At 72.0% G+C, this 23005-nt stretch carries 21 protein-coding genes; 13 read left to right on the forward strand and 8 right to left on the reverse strand.

From position 1 onward, the window contains the following. Window positions 1–3: 3 nt before the first annotated feature. Entirely contained in the window at window positions 4–1665 is a 1662-nt protein-coding gene (locus tag HHX35_RS10025; protein ID WP_182898581.1) for a DUF6350 family protein, read from the forward strand. Here the strand turns inward: HHX35_RS10025 and HHX35_RS10030 are convergent. The 3 genes from HHX35_RS10030 to HHX35_RS10040 all read right to left on the reverse strand — a co-directional run bounded on the left by HHX35_RS10030 (window position 1644) and on the right by HHX35_RS10040 (window position 3651). Further along, on the reverse strand, window positions 1644–2051 hold the full coding sequence (locus HHX35_RS10030) for a MerR family transcriptional regulator (protein ID WP_182898582.1): 408 nt from the start codon (window positions 2049–2051) through the stop codon (window positions 1644–1646). The two genes, HHX35_RS10025 and HHX35_RS10030, sit on opposite strands and share 22 nt — an antisense overlap. Before the next feature lie 19 nt (window positions 2052–2070). Continuing rightward, window positions 2071–3102, reverse strand: a complete 1032-nt coding sequence (locus HHX35_RS10035; RefSeq protein ID WP_182898583.1) for an NADP-dependent oxidoreductase — start codon at window positions 3100–3102, stop codon at window positions 2071–2073. 144 nt (window positions 3103–3246) lie between these two features. After that, window positions 3247–3651 (reverse strand): hypothetical protein, encoded by a 405-nt coding sequence (locus HHX35_RS10040; RefSeq protein WP_182898584.1) that lies wholly within the window; start codon window positions 3649–3651, stop codon window positions 3247–3249. A gap of 167 nt (window positions 3652–3818) precedes the next feature. Between HHX35_RS10040 and purN the strand changes: the two genes are divergently transcribed. The 4 genes from purN (at window position 3819) to HHX35_RS10060 (ending at window position 7192) form a co-directional block, all read left to right on the forward strand. Next, window positions 3819–4475, forward strand: a complete 657-nt coding sequence (purN, locus tag HHX35_RS10045) for a phosphoribosylglycinamide formyltransferase (RefSeq protein ID WP_182898943.1) — start codon at window positions 3819–3821, stop codon at window positions 4473–4475. After that, window positions 4472–6013 (forward strand): bifunctional phosphoribosylaminoimidazolecarboxamide formyltransferase/IMP cyclohydrolase, encoded by a 1542-nt coding sequence (gene purH, locus HHX35_RS10050; protein ID WP_182898585.1) that lies wholly within the window; start codon window positions 4472–4474, stop codon window positions 6011–6013. Before purN ends, purH begins: the two co-directional genes overlap by 4 nt. Before the next feature lie 127 nt (window positions 6014–6140). After that, window positions 6141–6308 (forward strand): hypothetical protein, encoded by a 168-nt coding sequence (locus HHX35_RS10055; RefSeq protein WP_167769247.1) that lies wholly within the window; start codon window positions 6141–6143, stop codon window positions 6306–6308. 38 nt (window positions 6309–6346) lie between these two features. Next, window positions 6347–7192: a bifunctional methylenetetrahydrofolate dehydrogenase/methenyltetrahydrofolate cyclohydrolase gene (locus HHX35_RS10060; RefSeq protein ID WP_182898586.1), complete on the forward strand. Its 846-nt coding sequence runs from the start codon at window positions 6347–6349 to the stop codon at window positions 7190–7192. A gap of 130 nt (window positions 7193–7322) precedes the next feature. On the opposite strand, the gene HHX35_RS10065 is transcribed toward HHX35_RS10060, so the two are convergent. Next, entirely contained in the window at window positions 7323–8576 is a 1254-nt protein-coding gene (locus HHX35_RS10065) for an alpha/beta hydrolase family protein (RefSeq protein ID WP_182898587.1), read from the reverse strand. 174 nt (window positions 8577–8750) lie between these two features. Here HHX35_RS10065 and HHX35_RS10070 point away from each other — a divergent pair, with 174 nt between their 5' ends. Further along, window positions 8751–10535: a phosphatidylglycerol lysyltransferase domain-containing protein gene (locus HHX35_RS10070; protein WP_220505246.1), complete on the forward strand. Its 1785-nt coding sequence runs from the start codon at window positions 8751–8753 to the stop codon at window positions 10533–10535. On the opposite strand, the gene HHX35_RS10075 is transcribed toward HHX35_RS10070, so the two are convergent. Further along, window positions 10474–11148: a hypothetical protein gene (locus tag HHX35_RS10075; RefSeq protein ID WP_182898589.1), complete on the reverse strand. Its 675-nt coding sequence runs from the start codon at window positions 11146–11148 to the stop codon at window positions 10474–10476. The two genes, HHX35_RS10070 and HHX35_RS10075, sit on opposite strands and share 62 nt — an antisense overlap. Window positions 11149–11311: 163 nt before the next feature. Beyond that, a complete protein-coding gene (locus HHX35_RS10080; RefSeq protein WP_139573538.1) occupies window positions 11312–11968 on the reverse strand; it encodes an FHA domain-containing protein in 657 nt (218 codons plus the stop codon). Between the two features lie 181 nt (window positions 11969–12149). On the opposite strand from HHX35_RS10080, the gene HHX35_RS10085 reads away from it, so the two are divergent. From HHX35_RS10085 to HHX35_RS10100, 4 genes are all read left to right on the forward strand, one after another. Then, entirely contained in the window at window positions 12150–13271 is a 1122-nt protein-coding gene (locus HHX35_RS10085) for a citrate/2-methylcitrate synthase (protein WP_182898590.1), read from the forward strand. A 46-nt stretch (window positions 13272–13317) separates the two neighbouring features. Next, entirely contained in the window at window positions 13318–13602 is a 285-nt protein-coding gene (locus tag HHX35_RS10090; protein ID WP_139573536.1) for a DUF3017 domain-containing protein, read from the forward strand. 107 nt (window positions 13603–13709) lie between these two features. Continuing rightward, window positions 13710–14927, forward strand: coding sequence for an NADP-dependent isocitrate dehydrogenase (locus tag HHX35_RS10095; protein ID WP_182898591.1), 1218 nt, complete (start codon window positions 13710–13712; stop codon window positions 14925–14927). 329 nt (window positions 14928–15256) lie between these two features. Continuing rightward, window positions 15257–17389, forward strand: coding sequence for a serine/threonine-protein kinase (locus tag HHX35_RS10100; protein ID WP_182898592.1), 2133 nt, complete (start codon window positions 15257–15259; stop codon window positions 17387–17389). Window positions 17390–17417: 28 nt separating this feature from the next. Here HHX35_RS10100 and HHX35_RS10105 read toward each other — a convergent pair whose 3' ends face one another. Beyond that, window positions 17418–17954, reverse strand: a complete 537-nt coding sequence (locus HHX35_RS10105; RefSeq protein WP_182898593.1) for a PadR family transcriptional regulator — start codon at window positions 17952–17954, stop codon at window positions 17418–17420. A 56-nt stretch (window positions 17955–18010) separates the two neighbouring features. Between HHX35_RS10105 and HHX35_RS10110 the strand changes: the two genes are divergently transcribed. Together HHX35_RS10110 and HHX35_RS10115 are read left to right on the forward strand one after the other, a co-directional pair. Continuing rightward, a complete protein-coding gene (locus HHX35_RS10110) occupies window positions 18011–19450 on the forward strand; it encodes an MDR family MFS transporter (RefSeq protein ID WP_259404948.1) in 1440 nt (479 codons plus the stop codon). 221 nt (window positions 19451–19671) lie between these two features. Continuing rightward, window positions 19672–20436, forward strand: a complete 765-nt coding sequence (locus tag HHX35_RS10115; protein WP_161627935.1) for a CARDB domain-containing protein — start codon at window positions 19672–19674, stop codon at window positions 20434–20436. Window positions 20437–20486: 50 nt separating this feature from the next. Here HHX35_RS10115 and galE read toward each other — a convergent pair whose 3' ends face one another. Further along, a complete protein-coding gene (gene galE, locus HHX35_RS10120) occupies window positions 20487–21440 on the reverse strand; it encodes a UDP-glucose 4-epimerase GalE (protein ID WP_182898595.1) in 954 nt (317 codons plus the stop codon). A gap of 163 nt (window positions 21441–21603) precedes the next feature. Between galE and HHX35_RS10125 the strand changes: the two genes are divergently transcribed. Next, a complete protein-coding gene (locus tag HHX35_RS10125; protein WP_182898596.1) occupies window positions 21604–22917 on the forward strand; it encodes a hemolysin family protein in 1314 nt (437 codons plus the stop codon). Window positions 22918–23005: the final 88 nt, after the last annotated feature.

Raw genomic sequence — 23005 nt, forward strand, 5'->3', positions numbered from 1 at the left:
AGCGTGACGGGCCTTCTCGATCAATTCAGGACCGCTCCCCGCGCCGTGCTCGGCCGCATGGGCGGCGGCGACGACGAGGAGACCCGCCGTCCGCTCCCCGTCTCCGGCATGCTGGCCGCGGTCGGGACGCTCGGCGTCGGCCTCGCCGTGCTCACCACGCTCACGCTCATCGGCTGGATGGCCGCGCCCCGCGGGCCGTTCGGCGAGGGCCTGCCCGGCGTCTTCCGCACGGCCTGCCAGCTCTGGCTCGCCGCCCACCACGGCGGTTTCGCGATCCCCGGCGGCCGGGTGGGCCTGCTGCCCATCGGCCTGATGATCCTGCCGGGGGTGCTGCTCTACCGGGCCGGCCTGTGGATGGCGCGGGACGCCGACCTGCGGGTGCGGATGCCGGCCCGGCTGCCCAAGGGCACGCCGCGCGACCTCGAGAACGCCCGGCGCCGCGCCCAGCTCGCGCTCATCGCCCAGGCCGGCATCTCACTGGCCGCGCCGTACGCGCTGCTCGCCGGGGTGATCGCCCTCGTCTCCGGCAACGAGGTCATGCGGCCGTTCCTGGGGGAGGCGTTGATCAGCCACCTGCTGCTGGCCTTCGTTTCCGGTTCGGTGGCCACCGCCCGCACGATCGGGCCGTGGCGGTCGATGCTGCGCCTGCTGCCCGAGCGCCCGCGGTCGCTCGTGGTCGGCACGGCCGTCGCGACCTCGCTGATGCTCGTGGCCGGGGCCGTGCTGGTCCTCGGGTCGGTGGTGGTCAACTTCGCCCGGATCCAGCAGATGTCGGAGGTCCTCAGCCCCGGAGTGGTCGGCGGCCTGCTGCTCCTGCTCCTGGAGGTCCTCTACTTCTTCAACGCCGTCATCTGGGGCATGGCGTACATCTCGGGGCCTGGGTTCGCGGTGGGCGCCGGGACGCTGGTCGCTCCCACCGGGGTCAAGCTGAGCGCGGTGCCCATGCTGCCGCTGCTGGGCGCCCTGCCGTCGTCCGGCGCCGCGCCCGCCTGGGTCATGGGCGTGATCGCGGTGCCGTTCGCGGCCGGGGCGGTCGCCGGCGTGGTGACGGCCCGCGTCGCGCCGACCCCGTCGATCGAGGCCGCGCCGCTGTGGGGGTTCGTCTGCGGGATCACCTCCGGCCTCGTCGCGGGAACGCTCGCCGCGCTGTCGGGCGGCCCGCTCGGCGGGGCGGGCCTGGCCGCGGTGGGGCCGTCTCCCTGGGAGGTGGCGCTGTCGGTCACGCTCGAGGTCGGCGTGGCCGCCGGCATCTCGGCCGGCATCGCGAACTGGTGGCTGATCTCCCGGCGGCCGGCCACCCCGCCCGAGCCGGTGCGGAAGGCCGGCGCCGTGATCGCCAAGGCGGCCGGGCGGGTGCGGCCCGCCCGCGGCGCCCACCTGCCCGGCCACTGGCTGGACGCCACCGAGGCGGACACCCAGCCGATCCCGGTCATCAGGGACGACTGGACCGACGAGCACGCCGCGGCGGCGGCGGAGACCTTCGACGACATGGGCACGCGGCGGGCCGGCGCCATTCCCCCTATAGCCGATATCCCGCGCAAACCGGCCGCGAAGCGTCGTGCCCCGAGCCCCCCGCCGAAGCCGCGCAAGGACATCGTGGACGAGAGCGACGACCGCGGGGGTCACGTCATCTACGTCGATCCCTACGCCTGGGACCGCGACTGAGCCCTCCGAGGCGGCTCGGCGACGGCCGAGGCGAGGCGGTCCCGCAGGTCCGTCAGGCGGGCGATCTCGGCGTCCAGGGCGGCGATCCGGCGTTGCACGACGCCGCTTCCGCCGCCGCTGCCGCCGGAGCAGCCGGGGCTGCCGTACGGCGGGAGCGTGTCGCCCTCCAGCAGGTCGAGGCGGTCGGCGCAGCGGGCGACGTCCTCGATGGTCAGGCCGAGGGTGAGCAGCTGGCGCACCAGGCGGATGCGGGCGATGTCCCGCGGGCCGTACTCCCGCTGGCCTGACGAGGTCCGCGGGGGCGGCAGGAGCAACCCGCGCTGCTCGTACAGGCGCAACGCGCGTGGCGTGGTCCCGGCCGCCGCCGCGGCGTCGCCGATCCGCATGAGACCTCCTGTGCCGTGCTCAGGCTTCTACGACGACCGTTCCCACGTGCCGCCCCTCGAACAACTCACGCAACGCCCGCGGCGCGCGTTCGATGCCCGCGATCCGTGTGTGCGGGAAGACGACGGCCCCCGAGCGGAGCCAGGCGCCGAAACGCTCCGTCCACTCCGCGTGGATCTCGTCGCCGACGCCGGTGAGGCCGCGGAGGGTGATGTTCTTGGCGATGAGCTGGAAGGCGTCCAGCTCCACCGGGGCCGTCGTGCCGCCGGACGCGGCCGACAGCTGCGTGGCCAGGGTGCCGACCACGACGAGGCGGGCACCGGGCCGCGCCGCGGCCACCGCCGCCTGAAGCTGCTCGCCGCCGACGGTGTCGACGACCACGTCGACGCCGTCGGGCGCCGCCTCGGCCAGCCGCCCGCTGATCGGGCTCCCGTCGCGGAGCACCACCGCGTCGTAGCCGAGTTCGGCGGTCATGCGCTCGGCCTTCGCCGGTGAGCCGGTGGTGCCGATCACGCGTGCCGCGCCCAACAGCCGGGCGACCTGGCCGGCGAGCGACCCGACGCCTCCGGCGCCCCCGGTGACGAGCACCGTCTCGCCCGCACGCAGGCGGGCGATCCGGGTCAGGGCGGCGTACGCGGTGGCGCCAGAAGCCAGGTGCGCGGCCGGATCGGGCAGGGCGTCCCCCAGCGGCGCGGACACGGGGACCACGGCGTACTCACGCCAGCCCTGGAAGTGCGCGACCAGGTCGCCCGGCCGCAGACCGCCGTCATCCGTGCCCTCGACGAAGGGCGCCGTGACGACCTCGCCGACGGCCGGGCCGAACAGCGCGTCCCCGGGACGAAGCGCAGGGAAGGGCGTGCCCGGCACGCCACCGGCGATCAGTGTGCGCAGCGAAGGGAAGACCTGGAACCAGCGGTTGCGCACCAGGACCTCACCGGCCCCCGGCACGGGCAGCGGGACCTCGGCCACGGTCAGGTGCTCGGGGCCGGGAAGGCCGGACGGAACCTCGGCGAGCCGGATCTCCCGTGCGGCGCGGGGCAGGGTTCGGGGCATGGGGAACTCCTACGGTGTCGGAGGGGAACCGCTCGTGCGGCACAGCCGCACGGGCCCCGCGACGCTAACCCCTGACCCGCGCGTCAAAGGCAAGACCTGTGAGCCGTTCGCGACGGCGCGGACGGCTCACCTGCGGTCGTGCGGTCAGGCGGGCGCCGGGACGCCCGCGGGCCAGGCCACGCCCATCTTCCGCTCGAACGCCCGCATCAGCTGCTCGGAGCAGTCCTGCTGGGCCGTCACCGTGCCCGCGCCCTTGCGGCACTCGTTGTACGCGGTGAGTTCGTCGGAGAAGTAGAGCTGGAATCCCGTGGTCACGATGCCCAGGACGAACGCGAGCGACGAGAGCACGACGGCTCCGGTCGCCATCCCGATCCCGCGTCGTTCGCGGTTGAGCAGGCGCAGGTCACGGATCGCGACGACGATCGCGAACAGTGACAGCGCCAGCCCGGCCGCCGGCAGCATCAGCGTGAAGACGAGCGCCATGATGGCGAGCACGAGGGCCCTGCGCCCTCCGGTTGCAGGGGTCGGCGTCTGTAGGGGTGTTGTCACGGTCTCCTCGCCTCGCGTTCCGCATAGCCCGTCGTAAGTCGTGATGGCCGGCGCCCGATACGCTTTAGCTGCGTCGAGGGACGGCCCTCCACGCTCGACCACTCTCTAAGGAACCATCTCCCGGCAATCACCTGCAAAACGAAGGCAGCTCACGAAGGAGTTCCGCTCTGTCCGTCCGGCTCGTCGTCCTCGTCTCAGGTTCGGGGACCAACCTGCAAGCGCTGCTGGACGCGGCGGCAGACGACGCGTTCGGCGCGACCGTCGTGGCCGTCGGGGCCGACCGCACCGGCATCGAGGGCCTGGCCCGGGCCGAGCGCGCCGGCGTCCCCACGTTCGTCGAGCGGGTGGGCGACCACCCCACCCGGGAGGAGTGGGACGAGCGGCTGGCCGGGCGCATCGCCGAGCACAAGCCCGACCTGGTGGTCTCCGCCGGGTTCATGAAGATCCTCGGCTCCCGCGTGCTGGGCGCGTTCCCCGTCGTCAACACTCATCCGGCGCTGCTGCCCGCCTTCCCGGGCGCGCACGCCGTGCGCGACGCCCTCGCGTACGGCGTCCGCGTCACCGGTTGCACGGTCCACCTCGTCGACGCCGGCGTGGACACGGGCCCGGTGATCGCCCAGGAGGCGGTGCCCGTACGGGAGGGGGACGACGAGGAGTCGCTGCACGAGCGCATCAAGACGGTCGAGCGACGCCTCCTCGTCGACACGGTGGGCCGCATGGCCCGCGAGGGCTGGACCCTGACCGGGCGGACCGTGCGCCTGGGAACGGGACGAGTCGCAGAACAGGCCGCAGAAGGCCCGACACCTGGAAGGATCACGAAGTGACCCGCATCGCCATCCGCCGTGCGCTGATCACCGTTTACGACAAGACGGGTCTCGAAGACCTGGCGCGGGGGCTCGAGGCCGCGGGCGTGGAGATCGTGTCGACCGGCGGCACCGCCGCCGCGATCGCCTCCTACGGCGTGCCGGTCACGAAGGTGGAGTCGCTCACCGGATTCCCCGAGTGCCTGGACGGACGGGTCAAGACCCTCCACCCGCGGGTCCACGCCGGGCTGCTCGCCGACGGCGCCAACCCCTCCCACGTCAAGCAGCTGGAGGAGCTGGAGATCGAGCCGTTCCAGCTCGCGGTGGTGAACCTGTATCCGTTCGCCGCCACGGTCGCCTCCGGCGCCTCCGACGCCGAGTGCGTCGAGCAGATCGACATCGGCGGGCCCGCGATGATCCGCGCGGCGGCCAAGAACCACGGCACGGTTGCCGTGGTCGTCGACCCCGCGGCGTACGGCGAGGTGCTCGCCGCGGTCGCGGAGGGCGGCTTCACGCTGACCGAGCGCAGGAGGCTGGCCGCCACGGCGTACGCGCACACCGCCGCCTACGACGTCGCGGTCGCGTCCTGGTTCGCCAACGTGTACGCGCCCGAGGGTGAATGGCCGTCCTTCATGGGCGCGGCGTGGAAGCGCAAGACCGCCCTGCGGTACGGCGAGAACCCGCACCAGGGAGCGGCCCTCTACACCGGCGGCAAGAACGGCCTGGCCAACGCCGAGCAGCTCCACGGCAAGGAGATGTCCTACAACAACTACGTGGACGCCGACGCCGCCTGGCGGGCCGCCTGGGACTTCGCCGAGCCGTGCGTGGCCGTCATCAAGCACGCCAACCCCTGTGGGATCGCGGTGGGCGCCGACGTGGTCGAGGCGCACCGCAAGGCGCACGAGTGCGACCCGGTCTCCGCCTACGGCGGAGTGATCGCGGTCAACCGCGAGGTGACCCGCGAGCTGGCCGAGCAGATCGCGCCGATCTTCACGGAGGTGGTGGTCGCGCCGTCGTTCGCGGCGGACGCGCTCGAGGTGCTCAGGGAGAAGAAGAACATCCGCCTGCTCGCCTGCCCGCAGGGGCCGTCGAACGTCGCGGAGTTCCGCCGCATCGACGGCGGCCTGCTCGTGCAGACGGTGGACCGGGTGGACGCGCCGGGCGACGACCCGTCCACGTGGGAGCTCAAGGCCGGAGAGGCGGCCTCGCCCGAGGTGCTGGCCGATCTGGCCTTCGCCTGGCGGGCCTGCCGCTCGGTGAAGTCCAACGCGATCCTGCTCGCGTCCGGCGGCGCGACCGTCGGCGTCGGCATGGGCCAGGTCAACCGGGTGGACTCGGCCCGGCTGGCGGTCTCCCGGGCCGGCGAGCGCGCGGCCGGGTCGGTCGGCGCCTCCGACGCGTACTTCCCGTTCCCCGACGGCCTGCAGGTGCTGGCGGAGGCCGGGGTGAAGGCGATCGTCGAGCCGGGCGGCTCGATCCGCGACGAGCTGGTCATCGAGGCGGCGAAGGAAGCGGGCATCACGCTCTACTTCACCGGCACCCGGCACTTCTTCCACTGATCGCGAAGGCCGACGTACCGCCACGGAGAGGCGGCTGTTGGGATGGATGGGGTGAAAAAGGCACGATCACCCCGATGGGGCGGTTAGCCTGAAGCGCCCCACCCCATCCTCCCCACGGAGTCCCTCCATGCCCCTTGATACGATCATGAGCTCCTTCGCGACGATGAACGGCGTGTGGAACAGCCCCATCGCGCTGCTGCCCGTCGCCGCGCTGGCCGCCTACTTCGGTTGGCGGATCGTGGAGTTCATCCCCTTCACCCGCCGGATCATCGAGCGGCGCGAGGGGGGACGGTAAAGCATCCGGAAGGATCATCCGGAAGGACAGGGAGAGCCATGACCGCGCGGCTTCTGGACGGCAAGGCGACCGCCGCCAAGATCAAGAGTGAGCTGGCGGAGCGAGTGAAGGCCCTGGCCGCCCGGGGTGTCACCCCCGGCCTGGGCACGATCCTCGTCGGCGACGATCCGGGCAGCCAGATCTACGTCGCGGGCAAGCACCGCGACTGCGCGGAGGTCGGCATCACCTCCATCCGCAAGGACCTCCCGGAGAGCGCCACCCAGGCGGACGTGGAGGCCGCGGTCGACGAGCTGAACGCCGACCCGGCCTGCACGGGCTACATCGTCCAGCTGCCGCTGCCGCGCCACCTGGACACCCAGGCGCTCATCGAGCGCATGGACCCGGCCAAGGACGCCGACGGCCTCCACCCGGTCAACCTGGGCAGGCTCGTCCACATGGTCGACGCCCCGCTGCCGTGCACCCCGCGCGGCATCGTGGTCCTCCTCCAGGAGTACGGCGTGCCGCTCAAGGGCGCCGAGGTCGTCGTGGTCGGCCGGGGCATCACCGTGGGCCGGCCGCTGGGCCTGCTGCTCACCCGCCGCACGGAGAACGCCACCGTCACGCTCTGCCACACCGGCACCCAGGACCTGGCGTCCCACGTGCGCCGGGCGGACATCGTGGTCGCCGCGGCCGGGGTGCCCCACCTCGTGACCGCCGACATGGTCAAGCCCGGCGCGGCCGTGCTCGACGTGGGCGTCTCCAGGGTCGACGGGAAGCTCGCCGGTGACGTGGCCCCCGACGTACGCGAGGTCGCGGGCTTCGTCGCCCCCAACCCCGGCGGAGTGGGGCCGATGACCCGGGCCATGCTGCTGGCCAACGTCGTCGAGGCCGCCGAGCGGGGCTGATCCACCGCCCGGCGGGATCACCCGGCGCCCCTCCGCGCGCGCCGGGACGCCTCACCCGCGTGTCCCCGGTCGATCACGGGACGTACGGATACCGGTGGCCGCGCGAGGCTCTCACGTCCGCCCCGCCGGCCTACGGCGCCTTCCTCTTCGCGACCTTGTGGGCGAGCGAGTGACGGCCGGGGCGAGGCCGCCGGGGCGATCCGCGGGCCAGGCGCTTGGTTTCCTGTTCGCTCGTGGACCGGGACGGCGTCTGCGCGGGCGCGTGCAGTTGCTGGGCGAGCCAGGGCAGGGCCTGGGGAAGCTCCCTGTTCCAGGTGGCGAAGTTGTGGCCCCCGCTCGGCAGGATCAGCGAGGACGCCCGCATGGGCGCCTTCACGGCCCCTATGAAGTCCGTCGTCGCCCGGTAGTCGGACTCGCCCTGACGGCTGCTCGCCACCAGGACGGACACCGGCGGGGCCGGCAGGTTGGCCAGCCGCCACATCAGGTCGTTCTCGTCCCGGAGCCGCCGGTTCCTGCCGAACAGGTCGCCCGTGGTCACGTCCACCGGGGCGTGGAAATATCCGGACAGGGACACCGCGGCCGAGAACGCCTCGGGGTGCCGCATGGTCAGCTTGAGCGCGCAGTAGCCCCCGGTCGACTCGCCGAGAACGCCCCAGCCGGCGGCTCCGGTGCCGACCCGGAACGTCGCGGCCACCGCCCGCGGCACGTCCGAGGTGAAGTACGTCTCGACCTGCGGCCCACCCGGCACGTCCACGCATTCGGTGTCCCGGGGCGGCGCGACCGTCGGGCGCATCAGCACCAGCACGGTCGGGCCGATCTCGTGGGTGAGGATCGAGGTCGCGGTGAGCGTGGGCATGTCGAGCCGGGTGACCAGGTTCTCCGCGTCGCCCGGATAGCCGGTCAGCCCGAGGATCACCGGGAAGCGCCGGCCGGCGTACTTCGCGTCGAAATACTGCGGCGGCAGGTACACGTACGCCGACGAGCTCAGTCCGGTCCTCGCCCCGGTGATCGTCACCTCCTCCAGGCGCCCCGCGGGCAGGCCGGCCTTCGGCCTGGTGACCTCCACCGGCCTGCTGCCGAGCACCCGGACGAGGCCCGCCCCGCCGGCCGCCGTACCCGCCGAGCCTGCCGTGATCGCGGGCGCGTCGGCCGCGTTCGTCCCCAGCAGGTCGCCCCACGAGCCGAAGAACCCGAAGTACGCGTTGACCACGACGGCGATCGCGAGCAGCAGCAGGGTCTGGTCCGCGACCAGCACGCCCACCCGCGCGGCGACGGAGCGCCAGGACGGCCCGCTCAGCCGGGGCCACAGCCAGACCGTCGCGACCAGCCCGCCGACGGCGAGCGCGACGAACAGGACCTGCACGTGCGCCGTTGTGAGCTCCAAATCCGGCCTCTCCTAAAGTCCCCCGTGGTGCCGGTTCATGTAAAGGTACTCGCGAGGCGTAAGGGAGCGGTTAAGGATCGCGATCCTTGCTCCCGGAGCGGATATCACCATTTAAGGTCTCGTCCCGTGAGCCGTCGGACACACATTTCCCGGAACGGGATAGCGCGTCCATGGGTGCCCGCAGCGGCAGCGTACGCCGCGCTGTTCATCGGCATCCTGGACATCGTCAAAGGCGTGTTCCCGCGCCTGCGCGGAAGCAGGATCAGCGAGATCGCGAGCGTCCTGCCGGGCAGTGTCACCACGCTCGCCGAGACGGCGTCGTTGCTGGTCGGCATTTTGCTGATCATGCTTGCCCACGCTCTCAGGCGGCGTAAGGCACGGGCCTGGCGCGCGGTCGTGGTGCTGCTGCCGGTGGGCACCGTGCTCGAGGGGCTGCACCGGCACCCGGTCGCCGCGTCGGTGTCGCTGCTCCTGTGGGTGGTGCTGCTGGTCAACAGACGGGAGTTCTACGCCCTGTCCGACCCGCGCTCGCGCTGGCGGGCGCTGTGGAACCTGCTGGTGCTCGGCGCGTTCGACGTCGTGATCGGGTGGATTCTCGTCGCCACGCACCACCGGACGGTCGCCGGCCACCCCGGATTCGGCGACCAGGTGCGGCACGTCGTGCTCGGCCTGGTCGGCCTGGAGGGGCCGGTCGTGTTCACGTCCGAGCGCACCGGTGACCTGGTCTACTTCTCGCTCGCCGGGCTCGGCGCGCTCACCGCCGTCACCACGATCTACCTGGCCCTCCGGCCGGAACGGCCGGTCGCGGCGCTCACCGGGGACGACGAGCGGCGTCTGCGGGCCCTGCTCGACCGGTACGGCCGGCAGGACTCGCTCGGATACTTCGCGCTCCGCCGGGACAAGAGCGTGATCTTCTCGCCCAGCGGCAAGGCCGCCGTGGCCTACCGCGTCGTCGCCGGGGTGATGCTGGCCAGCGGCGACCCGATCGGCGACCCGGAGGCGTGGCCCGGCGCGATCAGGCGGTTCCTGGAGGAGGCCAGGCGGCACGCATGGGTCCCTGCCGTGATCGGATGCGGCGAGACCGGCGGCGAGGTGTGGACCAGAGAGGGCGGCCTCGACGCGCTGGAGATCGGGGACGAGGCCGTCGTGGAGGTGGCCGCCTTCACACTGGAGGGCCGGGCCATGCGCAACGTGCGCCAGATGGTCAAGCGGGTGGAGCGGCTCGGCTACACCTGCCGGGTGCGGCGGGCGGGCGATCTGAGCGAGGCGGAGCGCGAGCGCATCCGCAACGCGGCCGACTTCTGGAGAGGCACTGAGACCGAGCGGGGCTTCTCGATGGCGCTCGGCCGGTTCGGCGACCCCGCCGACGCCGGCTGCCTGGTGGTCACCGCCCACCGGGCCACGCCCGAGGGCGAGGAGCCGCCGGGCGGGGACATCCGGGCCGTCCTGCATTTCGTGCCCTGGGGAGCCGACGGCATCTCCCTCGACCTCATGCGGCGCGACCGCGAGGCCGACCCCGGGCTCAACGAACTGCTGATCGTGCGGGCCCTGCAGGCCGCGCCGGACTTCGGCGTGACCAGAGTGTCGCTGAACTTTGCGATGTTCCGCTCCGCGCTGGCGCGGGGAGAGCGGCTGGGGGCGGGGCCGGTGCTGCGCGCGTGGTGCGGCATCCTCGTCTTCCTGTCCCGCTGGTTCCAGATCGAGTCGTTGTACCGCTTCAACGCCAAGTTCAGGCCGCTGTGGGAGCCGAGGTTCCTGGTCTATCCGACCGCCCGCGATCTGCCGCGCATCGGCGTCTCCGCGCTCCAGGCGGAGGCGTTCCTCACGCTGCCGGGCCTGGGCTGGGGGAGCGGCCTGTTCCAACGGTGGCGCCGCCCTCAGGCCGTCCCTGACGCGGTCACCGGCGGCAGACGCCGGGGAGGTCGCAGAGCTTGGCGGCCATCGTCCGGGCGTCCTTGATCAGCGGGCCGAACTGGGAGAGCGGAAGGCTCTTGGTCACCAGGCCGGTCCTGACGTAGACCGCCACCGCGCTCCCCTTGCGGACGATGACGGTGCGGGAGCGGTTCTCGAAGAAGAAGCCGCCGACCCGGAGGGCCTCGTCGCCGACGTCGGTGCTCTTCCACGTGTACGAGTGACGGTTCGGGCCCCGGCCTCCGGTGCCGCATTCGGCCAGGTCGGCGCGTACGGACTTCATCGCCGCCTTCGCGGCCCGCTCCGACGGGTAGAGCACGACCTGCTCGCTCCGGTAGACGGTCTCCGCCACATAGGTGAACGTGCGGCTCGCGCTGCGGCCGTCGCGGGCGGTCCTGCGGCCGCACGGGTTCACCTCAAGGGGCTTCTTCAGGCTGTCGGTGAGCTTCAGGTGCTCCCACGGCCTGCGCGGGCCGTTCACCTTGGCCTCGTCCAGCAGGAACCCCTTGGGCAGCGTGGCCGCGCCCGGCGCCTGGCCCGCGCCCGTCACCGCAGCCGTCACGCGCGCCACCGGTGCCGCGACCGCGTGACTCGCGCCCATGCCCGTAGCCGTCACCGTCGCCGCGGCGGCCGCCGCCACGGACGTCAGAACCCTGCGCATCGCACGCTCCCTTGCCGATCGGTTGTCATCCCGTTCGACGGGGCCTTCGCGGATTTTGTTCGGCACGTTGCCCGCCACGCTCCGGCCACGGGCCGTTCGGAACGCTCCATCGGCCGCCGGGGTGGGACGGCTTCCGCCCCCCGGCGGCCGGTGAGCCGCTGGTTCAGGACGCTCGGCGGCCCGCGCCGGCGCGAGGCTGCGGTTCCGGCTCGGCCGGTCCGGTCGCCCGCTGCGGCGGCACGACCGGCGTGGGCCGCACCAGGCCGAGGGCGACGACCTCGTTGGCGAGCCGGGTGCGCCGGTTGGTGCCCTCCGGGATGCGGAACTTCTGGTAAAGCCGCAGCAGATGCTGCTTGACCGCCGCCTCGGTCACCACGAGGTCGTCGGCGATCTCCCGGGCCGTCGCGGGCGCCACGAACGCCTCGTCGGACAGCGCGGGACGGCACAGCGAGGTGAGGACGTCGACCTCCCGGCGGGTGAGCTCCGGCGCGGCGGCGCGGCGCAGCTCGACCTCGGGGGCGAGGTCCTCCCGCGGGATCCCGCCGACGCGGGCCCGGGCGGCTCCGAAGGAGACGACGTCGCCGTCGTCCAGCACCCTTCTGGCGATCGGCCTGCCGTTCACCCGTGTGCCGTTGCGGGACAGGCCCAGGTCCACGACGTACAGGTAGGGCCCGCGACGGACGAATTCGGCGTGCAGCCGTGACACGCTCGGATCCGTCAGCCGGATGTCCACGCCTCGGCCGCGGCCGATCGTGGTGACGTCGGGGCGCAGCGGCACCACCTCGCCGCTGTCCTCGATCCGTATGAACGGCCCCTCCACGGCAGTTCCTCCCCAGGTAGCCCGCCGTTACTTTCCCTATAGCTGCGGCTTACCCACCCGTGGCGAGGGGGAATCGCCTTTGCCATGAGCAGAATCAATCCTGAAATTGGTCTGGACCTTTGAGGGGCGCTTTACCTGCTCACGGGTAGACTTCGGGCGGAGATAAGCGGAGGAAACACTTATGGCGGACAAGCCCACCAAAGGCCTCGCCGATGTCGTCGCCGCGTCCACAGCGCTCAGCGACATCGACGGCAAGGCCGGCCGTCTCTTCTACCGGGGATACGACATCCACGACCTGGCCGGCCACGCCACCTTCGAAGAGGTGGCCCACCTGCTCCAGCGCGGCACGCTGCCGACCCGCCGGCAGCTCGCGGACTACGGCGCGGAGCTGGCCGAAGGCCGCACCCTGGGCGCGCTCGTCGAGAGCAACATCTCCGAGATCGCCGGGAAGCAGGGGCCCATGGAGGCGCTGCGCACCCTGGTCTCGCTGGCCGGGGCCGACGACCCGGACAAGGACTCCAACGCCGCCGACGCCAACCGCCGCAAGGCCGCCAGGCTCACGGCGCAGCAGCCGGTCCTCGTCGCCCGCTACCACGCGGCCAGGACGGGAGCGGACATCCCGGCGCCCGATCCCGAGCTGAGCACCGCCGCGAACTTCCTGCTGCAGATCACCGGCCGCCGTCCCGAGCGGCGCGAGGTCGAGATCTTCGACACCTGCCTGGTGCTGCACGCCGACCACACGATGAACGCGTCCACGTTCGCCGCCCGCGTGTGCGCCGCGACGCTGTCCGACATGCACTCGGCGATCGTCGCCGCCGTCGGCACGCTCAAGGGCCCCCTCCACGGTGGGGCGAACGAGCAGGTCATGCGTACGCTGGAAGCGCTGGACCCACGTGGCGTCGCGCAGGCCGTACGGGACAAGCTGGCGGCGGGCGAGAAGATCATGGGATTCGGGCACCGCGTCTACAAGACCGAGGACCCCCGTGCGACGCACCTGCGGCGGATGTCGCAGGAGCTGGCCGAGGCCTCGGGCGACGACACCTACTACCGGATGTCGCGGGAGATGGAGGAGGTCGTCTTCGCGGACAAGCACCTGTACCCGAACGTCGACTTCTACGCGGCGACCGTCTACCACTACCTCGGCATCCCGACGGACCTGTTCACGCCCGTGTTCTCGGTCAGCCGGATGTCCGGATGGACCGCCCACGTGATCGAGCAGCACGCCGACAACCGGCTTATCCGGCCGGACAGCGAGTACATCGGCGAGCGCGACCAGAAGTGGGTGCCCATCGACGAGCGGTGAGAGTGAGGAACGCGCCGAGGACCGCAGTGGCAGGCATGGGAGAGACGTGAGAACGAGTGAGAGCACGGCCTGGGGGCCGTACCTGCTGGTGGTGGCGGGTGCGGCCGCCGGGCTGTGCGTGATCGGCCTGGGTGTGCCGGTGCCCGCGGGCGGTGCGATCATGGGATGTGGCTTTCTCGCCGGATCCCTGGTCCGGGTGACGGTCTCAGAACGGCGGGCGGGCGCGCTCGCGGTGCGCAGCAAACGGATGGACGCGCTCACGCTGGCGGCGTTCGGCGCGGCGCTCGTCATCGGCTCGCTGCTCATGCTGCTGCAGCTGCACGACTCGTAGGGACACGACCTCGTCGCGGACTTACCACAGCCGTCCGATAGCCTCAACGGCCAGTGAGCCTCAAAAAGGACGTGCTGGCCAGTTAATTCAGAAGGGGAACCCCACGCATGCCCAAGATCAAGGTAGCGGGCCCGGTCGTCGAGCTCGACGGCGACGAGATGACCCGGATCATCTGGCAGTTCATCAAGGACCAGCTGATCCTTCCCTACCTCGACGTCGACCTGAAGTACTACGACCTCGGCATTGAGCACCGCGACGCCACCGACGACCAGGTCACGATCGACGCCGCCAACGCCATCAAGCAGTACGGCGTGGGCGTGAAGTGCGCGACGATCACGCCGGACGAGGCCCGCGTCGAGGAGTTCGGCCTGAAGAAGATGTGGAAGTCCCCGAACGGGACGATCCGCAACATCCTCGGCGGTGTCATCTTCCGCGAGCCGATCATCATGTCGAACATCCCGCGGCTCGTGCCCGGCTGGACCAAGCCGATCGTCGTCGGCCGTCACGCCTTCGGCGACCAGTACCGCGCCACCGACCTGAAGATTCCCGGCGAGGGCACGCTGACGCTGACGTTCACGCCGAAGGACGGCAGCGAGCCGATCGAGCTCAACGTCTTCGACTTCCCCGGCTCCGGCGTCGCCCTGGCGATGTACAACCTGGACGAGTCGATCCGCGACTTCGCCCGTGCCTCCATGCGGTACGGCCTCAACCGCGGCTACCCGGTCTACCTGTCCACGAAGAACACGATCCTCAAGGCGTACGACGGCCGGTTCAAGGACATCTTCGCCGAGGTCTACGAGACCGAGTTCAAGGCCGACTTCGAGGCCGCCGGGATCATCTATGAGCACCGCCTGATCGACGACATGGTGGCCGCCTCCCTGAAGTGGGAGGGCGGGTACGTCTGGGCCTGCAAGAACTACGACGGCGACGTCCAGTCGGACACGGTGGCGCAGGGCTTCGGCTCGCTCGGCCTCATGACCAGCGTGCTCATGACCCCCGACGGCCGCACCGTCGAGGCCGAGGCGGCGCACGGCACGGTCACCCGCCACTACCGCCAGCACCAGCAGGGCAAGCCGACCTCCACCAACCCGATCGCCTCGATCTTCGCGTGGACCCGCGGCCTGCAGCACCGCGGCAAGCTCGACAACCAGCCCGAGGTCATCGACTTCGCGGAGAAGCTGGAGCAGGTCTGCGTCGAGACCGTCGAGGGCGGCCAGATGACCAAGGACCTCGCGCTCCTGGTCGGCGGCGACGCCGAGTGGCTGACCACGCAGGACTTCCTCGCGGCGCTCGACGAGAACCTCAAGAAGAAGATGGCCCAGTAACGAAAGCTGTAACGAAACGGGCCTCTGCCTGCGGTTCCACCGTCAGGCAGAGGCCCGTTCGCCACTCTGGGCCGTCTGCGGGCCTCAGGCATCCCGGACGGCTCCGAACACGGCCGCGACGGCATCTTCCGGCGTCCCCCAGCGCAGAGTGGTCTCTACTGGTGGCAAGCGAGGGCCGTCCCGACGTTTCCGGGTGGCCCCTTTAGTCACTTCGAGGTAGGGACCGCTCGCTGCTTTGTCACGGTTTCCTGACGTCACGGCGCGGTATCGAGCCGCGGAACCGTCGCACGGGGGCCGTAAAGTTCTGCTGGCCGGTACTTTGCCGAATCGTGGGGAACGGGATGCCGCAGATCGCGCCGTTGCAACCGGGGGATCCGACCAGGCTCGGTCCCTTCGTGCTGTCCGGCCGTCTCGGTGAGGGCGGGCAGGGCGTGGTCTACTTCGGCCAGGACCAGGCCGGCGAGCGGGCCGCGGTCAAGCTGCTGCACGTCAAGTTCTCCGGCGACGCGACCGCCAGGTCCCGCTTCGCGCGGGAGCTGCGCGCCGCCCAGCGCGTGGCGAGCTTCTGCACCGCCCGGGTCCTGGCGGCCGACCTGGAGGGCGACACGCCGTACATCGCGAGCGAGTTCATCGACGGGCGGTCGCTGCGTGATGCCGTCGAGGAGAACGGGCCGCTGACCGGCTCGGGCCTGGAGCGACTGGCGGTCGGCACGGCCACCGCGCTCACCGCGATCCACCAGGCGGGCATCGTCCATCGCGATTTCAAGCCCGACAACGTGCTGCTGGCCGTGGACGGCCCCCGGGTGGTGGACTTCGGCATCGCCCGCATCCTCGACTCGACCGCCACGATCACCAGCCGGGCGATCGGCACGCCCGCCTACATGGCGCCCGAGCAGATCTCCGGCGGCAGCGTCGGGCCCCCGGCCGACGTGTTCTCCTGGGCCTCCACGATCGCGTACGCCGCGACCGGCGACGTCGTGTTCGGCGGCAAATCGATCGCGGTCGTGCTCAACCGCATCCTCAACCACGACATCGACACCGGGATGCTGCCCGAGCCGCTCGGCGGAGTGGTCCGGGCGTGCCTGCGCAAGTCGCCGGACGAGCGGCCGACGGCCGACCAGATCCTGCTGCGCCTGCTGGGCCGCGCGGTGTCGGGCGACGCGTCGGCGGTCGTGCTGTCCGAGGGGGCCGCGCACGCGGCCGACCCGGACGCCACGCGCCTCGCGCGCACGGGTCCGGGCCGCGCCCTGGCGACGGGCGCGGGCCCCCGACCGGCGGGCGGCGCGCGGACCGGGGACGGCGCGGGACCCGGAACCGGCGCGCGGAGCGGCACCGGCGGCCACGCCGGGAACGACGTGCCGACCGGGGCGTCCCGATCGGCCCTGTCGTCCTCCGGCCCCACCGACCCCAGGTTCGGTGGCGCCCCCCGCGAGGGTGCGAACCCCGGCGCTCAGGGGGCCGTACGGCCCGGCGCGGGGGAATCCGATGCGACGGGGCCCGTGCCCCGGATCGGGTCGGCCGGGACCGCGCCGGACGCGACCGGCCGGGCGCGGCGCCGCAGGAGGGGCCTCGTCGGCGTGCTCGCGGCCGTGCTCGCGGTCGTGGCCGCCGGGGGCGCCGTCATCGCCGCCAAGACCGGCTTCGCGTTCGGCGGCGCGCCCGAGGACGGCGGCACCGGAGACGCCGTGGTCACGCCGCGGCCGAGCCCGACGTACGCCTCCGTCTACGAGAAGGCGCGGCGGACCGGGCGGCTGACGATCGGCGTGCGGTGGGACGTGCCCGGGGTCGGCCTGGAGCAGGCCAGCGGGTTCAGCGGGTTCGACGTGGACGTCGCGACGGCCATCGCCAGGAGCCTCAAGGTTCCCGCGAACGGGATCACCTTCCGCAGGGTCGGCGTCAACGACCGGGTGCGCGCGCTGACCGACCACGCTGTGGACATGGTCGTCGCGACCTACTCCTACGACGACAACCGCGGCGACGCGGTCACCTTCGCCGGGCCGTACTACACGGCCCACGGCGACCTGCTGGTGCTCGCCGGTTCGCGGATCAAGAAGCTGGAGGACCTGGCCGGGCGCCGGATGTGCGCGCCCGCCGGCAGCACCACCGCCCGGCTCGTCGCCGACAAGGCGAACGTCGAGCAGGTCCGGGCGGGCAACTACGCCGAGTGCATGGATCTGCTGACCTACGGCAAAGTCGACGCCGTCCCGGGGGACGACCTCATCATCGCCGGCTTCGCCGACCGCGTGGCGAGCCTGAAGCTGTCGGTGCTCGGCCTGCGGCTGACCGACCAGCGCTACGCCGTCGGCCTGCCCAGGAAGGACGTGCGCACCTGCCGGGCCGTGGAGGACGCGATCAGCCGCATGTACGGCGACGGCACGATGCGTGACCTGCTGCGCAAGCACTTCGGCAACGTCGCCTTCGATCCCGAGCGGGACGCGCCGCCCAAGCTCGCCTGCAGGTAAGCCCGGCTGCTCATCCCCGGGCCGGCGGTCAGGCCTGGCGTTCGAGCTGGGCCATGGCGTCGTTCGCCCACTTCAGCGTGGTGCGGGTCTGCCGGATGCCGAGGTCCAGGGCGAGGTCGCCGAACTTGACCCCGGAGGCCCCCTCCGGGACGGGGAGGGCGTGTTTGGCCGCCCACATCGCCTCCAGCTCGGCCAGCTTCTGTTCCACGTACGCCTTCAGCCGTTCCAGCACGTCCAGCGCTTCGCCGGGGTCGAGCAGCGGGAGCAGGAACGCCTGCAGCGCGACCTCGCTGCGCGCAGGACCCATGGGGTCGTGTCCGATCAGCCAGGCGCGCAGCTCCGCGCGGCCCTCCGACGTGATCGAGTAGATCTTGCGCCCCCGTGCGCCCTCCGCCTCCACCGTGACCAGCCCGTCGCCGGTCATCTTCGCCAGTTCGGGATAGATCTGGCTGTGCCCCGCCTGCCACACGTGGGCCACCGACCTCTCGAACCCTTTCGTCAGGTCGTAGCCGCTCGCCGAGCCGTAGGCCGTCAGCAGACCGAGAAGAGCGATGCGCAGGGACATGCCCCTCACTATACCTCCGGATTGACATGTCAAAGCTTACATGTCACCTTCGACATATGCGATCCAGAAACGGACTCCTCCTGTTCGCCGTGCTCGGCGGCATGTTCCTGGCGATGCTCGACCAGACGATCGTCGGCACCGCGCTGCCGAGGATCACCACCGAGCTGGGCGGCACCGGCCTCTACACCTGGGTGGTGACCGCCTACCTCCTCACCTCGACCGTCACGGTCCCGCTCTACGGCCGGCTCTCCGACGCGTACGGGCGAAAGCCGCTCCTGCTGGTCGGGGTGGTCCTGTTCCTGCTCGGCTCGATCCTTTCCGGGGCGGCACAGAGCATGGGGCAGCTCATCGCCTTCCGCGGCGTGCAGGGGCTCGGCGCGGGCGCGCTGCTGCCGCTGTCGCTGGCGCTGGTGATCGACCTGTTCCCGCCGGAGCGCAGCGGGCGGGTGCAGGGCGCCCTCGGCGGCGTCATGGCGCTGAGCTACATCGCCGGGCCGTTCCTCGGCGGCCTGTTCACCGACCACGCGAGCTGGCGCTGGGCCTTCTACGTGAACGTCCCGATCGGCGCCGTCCTCGTGGCCATCATCGTGTGGCGGCTGCCGCACCGGCCGGGGCACGGCGGGGCGCGCCCCGACTATCTCGGCATCGCCGTGTTCAGCGCCGCGATCAGCGCCCTGCTCGTCGGACTGACCGAGAAGGGGATCGACGGCCACACCTGGACGAGCGGGCCGGTGATCGGGCCGATCGGCGCGGCGCTGGCGCTTCTCGTGGTGTTCGTCCTCGTCGAGCGGCGGGCCGCGGAGCCGATCGTGCCGCTCCACCTGTTCGCGAACGGCACGTACTCGCTGGTCAACGTCGCGTCGTTCTTCACGGCGTTCTGCATGTACGCCGGGGTGGTCTTCCTGCCGCGCTACTTCCAGGAGGCGCACGGCCTGAGCGCCACCTCCTCGGGGCTGCACATCTACCCGCTGATGCTGGCGATGGTCGTGGGCAGCGCGGTCACCGGCGCCCTCATCTCGCGCACGCGCCGCTACAAGCCGTGGCTGGTGATCGCGCCGGTCTTCCTCGTCGCGGGCACGGCGCTGTGCGCGAACCTCGAGGTCGGCACCTCGACCCCGCTGCTCGTCGCCTGGATGGCGCTGATCGGGCTCGGCATGGGGCCCATGCTGTCCGGCCTCACCGTGGCGATCCAGACATCCGTCCCGCCCCGCTACATCGGCACGGCCAGCGCGAACCTGACGTTCTTCCGGCAGGTCGGCGGCTCGGTCGCGCTGGCCGTCGCGGGCACGGCGTACACGTCGGTGGTGACGCGGGAGGCGCCCGTGCACGGTATGCCCGCGGCCCACGCCGCCGCGACCGCGACGGTCATCCCCTGGCTGGGGGTCGTGGGCGCGGTCGTCGCCCTCCTCGCGCTCGCTCTGCTGCCCGGTGTCGATTCCCAGGGCGGTGTGCGGCCCGACGGGCCCGCACCGCAGCAGGACCTCGTCGCGGCGTGAGACGGGTGTGAGACGGCACTTCAGCGGCGCTCCGAGCGGCGTGTCGGACGGTGCGCGGGGCCCGTCCGACACGGTTGAATTGATCTCAAGCGTTCGGGGGAGCGGCAGTGGGTCGTAGGGTCGTCACGGGTTTGGTCTGTGTGTTCGTCGCCGGAGCGCCGCAACCGGCGCTCGCCTTCTCCGGGGAGGCGCCACCCCGGCCGGCGCCGGTGAAGGAGCCGTTGCGAAATCCGTGGGGCACGGCCGATCTCGCGGTCGGCATCACCGCCTCGCCGAAGGTGGCGCAGCCGGGGCAGCCGTTGACCTACCACGTCACCGTGCACAACAAGGGCCCGGGGGACGCCGTGCTGCCGACGCTGCGGGTCGCGCTGCCGAAGGACTTCCAGATCGTCAACGTGGGCGTGGCGGAGTGCGAGCCCGGCCGGGCGCGCAACCGGGTCGTCTGCCACTCGTCCGACGACGTCCTGCCCGGCGGCTCTGGCGACATGACGATCACGGGGGTGATCGCGCCGGGAGCGCACGGCCCGCTGCGGGCGCGGGCCGACCTGTCCTCCGAGGTGCTCGACCAGGACGAGGCCGACAACACGGCCGAGGCGGTGACCAGGGTCGACGAGGGGGCCGACCTGGCGATGCGGTTCCGTTCCTCGACCAGGTTCATCCGCCCGGGCCACTGGTTCTCCGTCCGGGCGGAGGTGCGCAACCGGGGGCCGCGCGTCGTGCGGGACGCCTACGTGTTCTTCCAGCCGCGCGAGGCCCGGCTGCTGTCCGCCAGGGGCGGGCGCTGCCGGGGGAACCGCCAGTTCGTGGGATGCTCGCTGCCGCCGATCAGGTCGGGGTCGCGCGGGCTGCTCGAACTCGTGTTCCGGGTGCCGTCCCGGGCCTCGCACGCCGTGGCGACGATGGCCACCGTCTATTCGCGCCGCTACGGCGACCGCCGCCCGGCCAACAACAAGGCGAGCGTACGGGTGGCCCTGCGCCGCGCCTGACCCGGCGGCGCGCCGTCAGCCGGGCCGCCGGTTCACAACCGGGGACGGGTTCAGGCGGGCTTCGTGGAGGCGGTCCAGGCGTCGGCGACCATGTCCCGCAGCGCCGCGTGAGCCGGCTTCCAGCCCAGCTCGCGCCGGATCTTCTCCGACGACGCCACCAGTACGGCCGGGTCGCCGGGACGGCGCGGCGCGACGGTGGTCGGGATGGGGTGCCCGGTCACCTCGCGGCAGACGTCCACGACCTCCTTGACCGAGAAGCCCGTGCCGCTGCCGAGGTTGTAGATCCGGTGCTCGCCGGGCGTGCAGGCGTCCAGGGCGAGCAGGTGCGCGCGGGCGAGGTCGGCGACGTGGACGTAGTCGCGGACGCAGGTGCCGTCCGGAGTGGGGTAGTCGGTGCCGAAGACGCTGACCGACTCGCGCTCGCCCAGGGCCACCTTCAGGACGTTGGGGATCAGATGGGTCTCGACCGTGTGCCGCTCGCGGAACTCGCCGTACGCCCCGGCCACGTTGAAGTAGCGCAGGCTGACCGCGCCGAGGCCGTACAGCTCGGCGAAGGCGGTGAGCGCGGTGTCCACGGCGAGCTTGGACGCGCCGTAGGGGTTGCCCGGGCGGGTCGGGTCGGTCTCCAGGATGGGAGTGCGTTCCGGCTCGCCGTAGGTGGCGGCGGTGGAGGAGAACACGATCCGGTTCACCCCGGCCTGCCGCATGGCGTCGAGCAGCGCGAGCGTGCCGCCGAGATTGTGCGACCAGTACAGCCCCGGCTTCTCGACCGACTCGCCCACCAGAGACTTGGCCGCGAAGTGGAGCACGGCGTCGCACCCTTCGGACAGCACGCCGCCCGCCTCGGTGATCGACGCCTGCACGAACGCGGCTCCGGGCGGCACGGCGTCGGCGTGCCCGGTCGACAGGTCGTCGAGCACCGTGACCTCGTGCCCCTCCTCCACGAGTTGCGCCGCCACGACGCTGCCGATGTACCCGGCTCCACCAGTAACCAGCAGCTTCACTGTTTGCTCCTGTTCAAAAGTGTTGGATTATGTACGTCCAGGGCCTAGCTTACGCGCTTCCCATGAGGAGCGGGTTAAATGCCACCAGTACCGCAATCTCAGCAAGTGGCAGGAGATTGCGACGACCGGCCTGGCCTGCCTGACACCCGAACGGACTGATGACGTGAGCAACGTCGCGGTGACCATCGCCTTGGTCCTGATATTCATCCTGATCGGCGGATTCTTCGCCGCGGCCGAGATGGCGATGGTCTCGCTGCGGGAGAGCCAGATCCGCCGCCTGAGCCGCGACGAGGGACGCCGCGGCGCGCGGGTGCAGAAGCTCGCCCGCGACCCCAACCGCTTCCTGTCGGCCATCCAGGTCGGGGTGACCGTGGCGACCGTGCTGTCGGCCGCGCTCGGCGCCGACGCGCTGGGCCCGCGATTCGCCCCGGTCCTGGAGCAGTGGGGCCTGCGGCCGAGCGTGGCCGCGCCCGTCGCGTTCGTGGCCGTCACGATGGCCATCTCGTACGTGACCCTGGTGCTCGGCGAACTGGCACCCAAGCGGCTCGGCCGGCAGCGGGCGGAGAACCTGTCGCTCGTGACCGCCCCGCTGCTCGACCGGATCGCGACGCTGTCGAGGCCGGTGATCTGGCTGCTGTCCAAGTCGACCAACGGCGTCGTACGGCTGCTCGGCGGCAACCCGTCCGCCGACAGGGCGGCCATGACCACCGAGGAACTGCGCGACATGGTGGTGGGCCACACGGACCTCACCCAGGACGAGCGCGACGTGATCGCCGAGGTGTTCGCGGCGGGCAAGCGGCAGCTCAGGGAGGTCATGCTGCCCCGCACGGAGGTCGAGTTCATGGCGGCGGACACCCCGCTCGCCGAGGCCGCCGTGCTCGCCGCGGCCATGCCGCACTCCCGGTTCCCCGTCTACCGCGACACCTACGACGACGTCATCGGGTTCGTCCACGTGCGGGACCTGCTCGACCCGGTGCGCACCGGGCGGCTGGAGCCGATCAGCGAGGTCGTGCCGATCCGCCCGGTCAAGCTCGTGCCGGCGAGCAAGCGGGTCCTGGCCACGCTCGCGGAGATGCGCGACGAGGGCCACCATCTCGCCATCGTGGTGGACGAATACGGCGGCACCGACGGCATCGTGACACTGGAGGACCTGGTCGAGGAGCTCGTGGGCGACATCCGCGACGAGTACGACGAGAGCGGCGACGCCGTACGCGTGATCGCCGGAGACGTGGAGGTCGAGGGACTGGTCAACCTGGACGAGTTCCACACCCAGACGGGCGTGCGGCTGCCCAGCGGGCCGTACGAGACCCTGGGCGGATACGTCATGGCATCCCTCGGCCACCTGCCCCAGCGTGGCGAGGTCGCCGAGGCGCCGGGCGTGAAGCTGACGGTGACGGAGATGGACGGCCGCCGCGTCTCCCGCGTCCGCGTCACCCGCACTCCCCCCGAAGACGCGGCGCCCGCGGCGGCCGGCTGAGCGGCGGGCGTGTGCGGGGGCCGGCCGAGTGCTTTCCCGGCCGGCGTCCAGGAGAGGCGTCCCCGGCGGGGACGGGGCCCGCGCCCTG

Source organism: Microbispora sp. H10830 (assembly GCF_014161375.1).
GTDB classification, from domain to species: domain Bacteria; phylum Actinomycetota; class Actinomycetes; order Streptosporangiales; family Streptosporangiaceae; genus Microbispora; species Microbispora catharanthi.

Bases quoted from the DNA above. Each gene is read 5' to 3' on its own strand.
- HHX35_RS10030 (WP_182898582.1), bottom strand. From the start codon at position 2,051: ATGCGGATCGGCGACGCCGCGGCGGCGGCCGGGACCACGCCACGCGCG.
- HHX35_RS10035 (WP_182898583.1), bottom strand. From the start codon at position 3,102: ATGCCCCGAACCCTGCCCCGCGCCGCACGGGAGATCCGGCTCGCCGAG.
- HHX35_RS10055 (WP_167769247.1), top strand. From the start codon at position 6,141: ATGCCCCTTGATACGATCATGAGCTCCTTCGCGACGATGAACGGCGTG.
- HHX35_RS10060 (WP_182898586.1), top strand. From the start codon at position 6,347: ATGACCGCGCGGCTTCTGGACGGCAAGGCGACCGCCGCCAAGATCAAG.
- HHX35_RS10075 (WP_182898589.1), bottom strand. From the start codon at position 11,148: ATGCGCAGGGTTCTGACGTCCGTGGCGGCGGCCGCCGCGGCGACGGTG.
- HHX35_RS10085 (WP_182898590.1), top strand. From the start codon at position 12,150: ATGGCGGACAAGCCCACCAAAGGCCTCGCCGATGTCGTCGCCGCGTCC.
- HHX35_RS10095 (WP_182898591.1), top strand. From the start codon at position 13,710: ATGCCCAAGATCAAGGTAGCGGGCCCGGTCGTCGAGCTCGACGGCGAC.
- HHX35_RS10105 (WP_182898593.1), bottom strand. From the start codon at position 17,954: ATGTCCCTGCGCATCGCTCTTCTCGGTCTGCTGACGGCCTACGGCTCG.
- HHX35_RS10110 (WP_259404948.1), top strand. From the start codon at position 18,011: ATGCGATCCAGAAACGGACTCCTCCTGTTCGCCGTGCTCGGCGGCATG.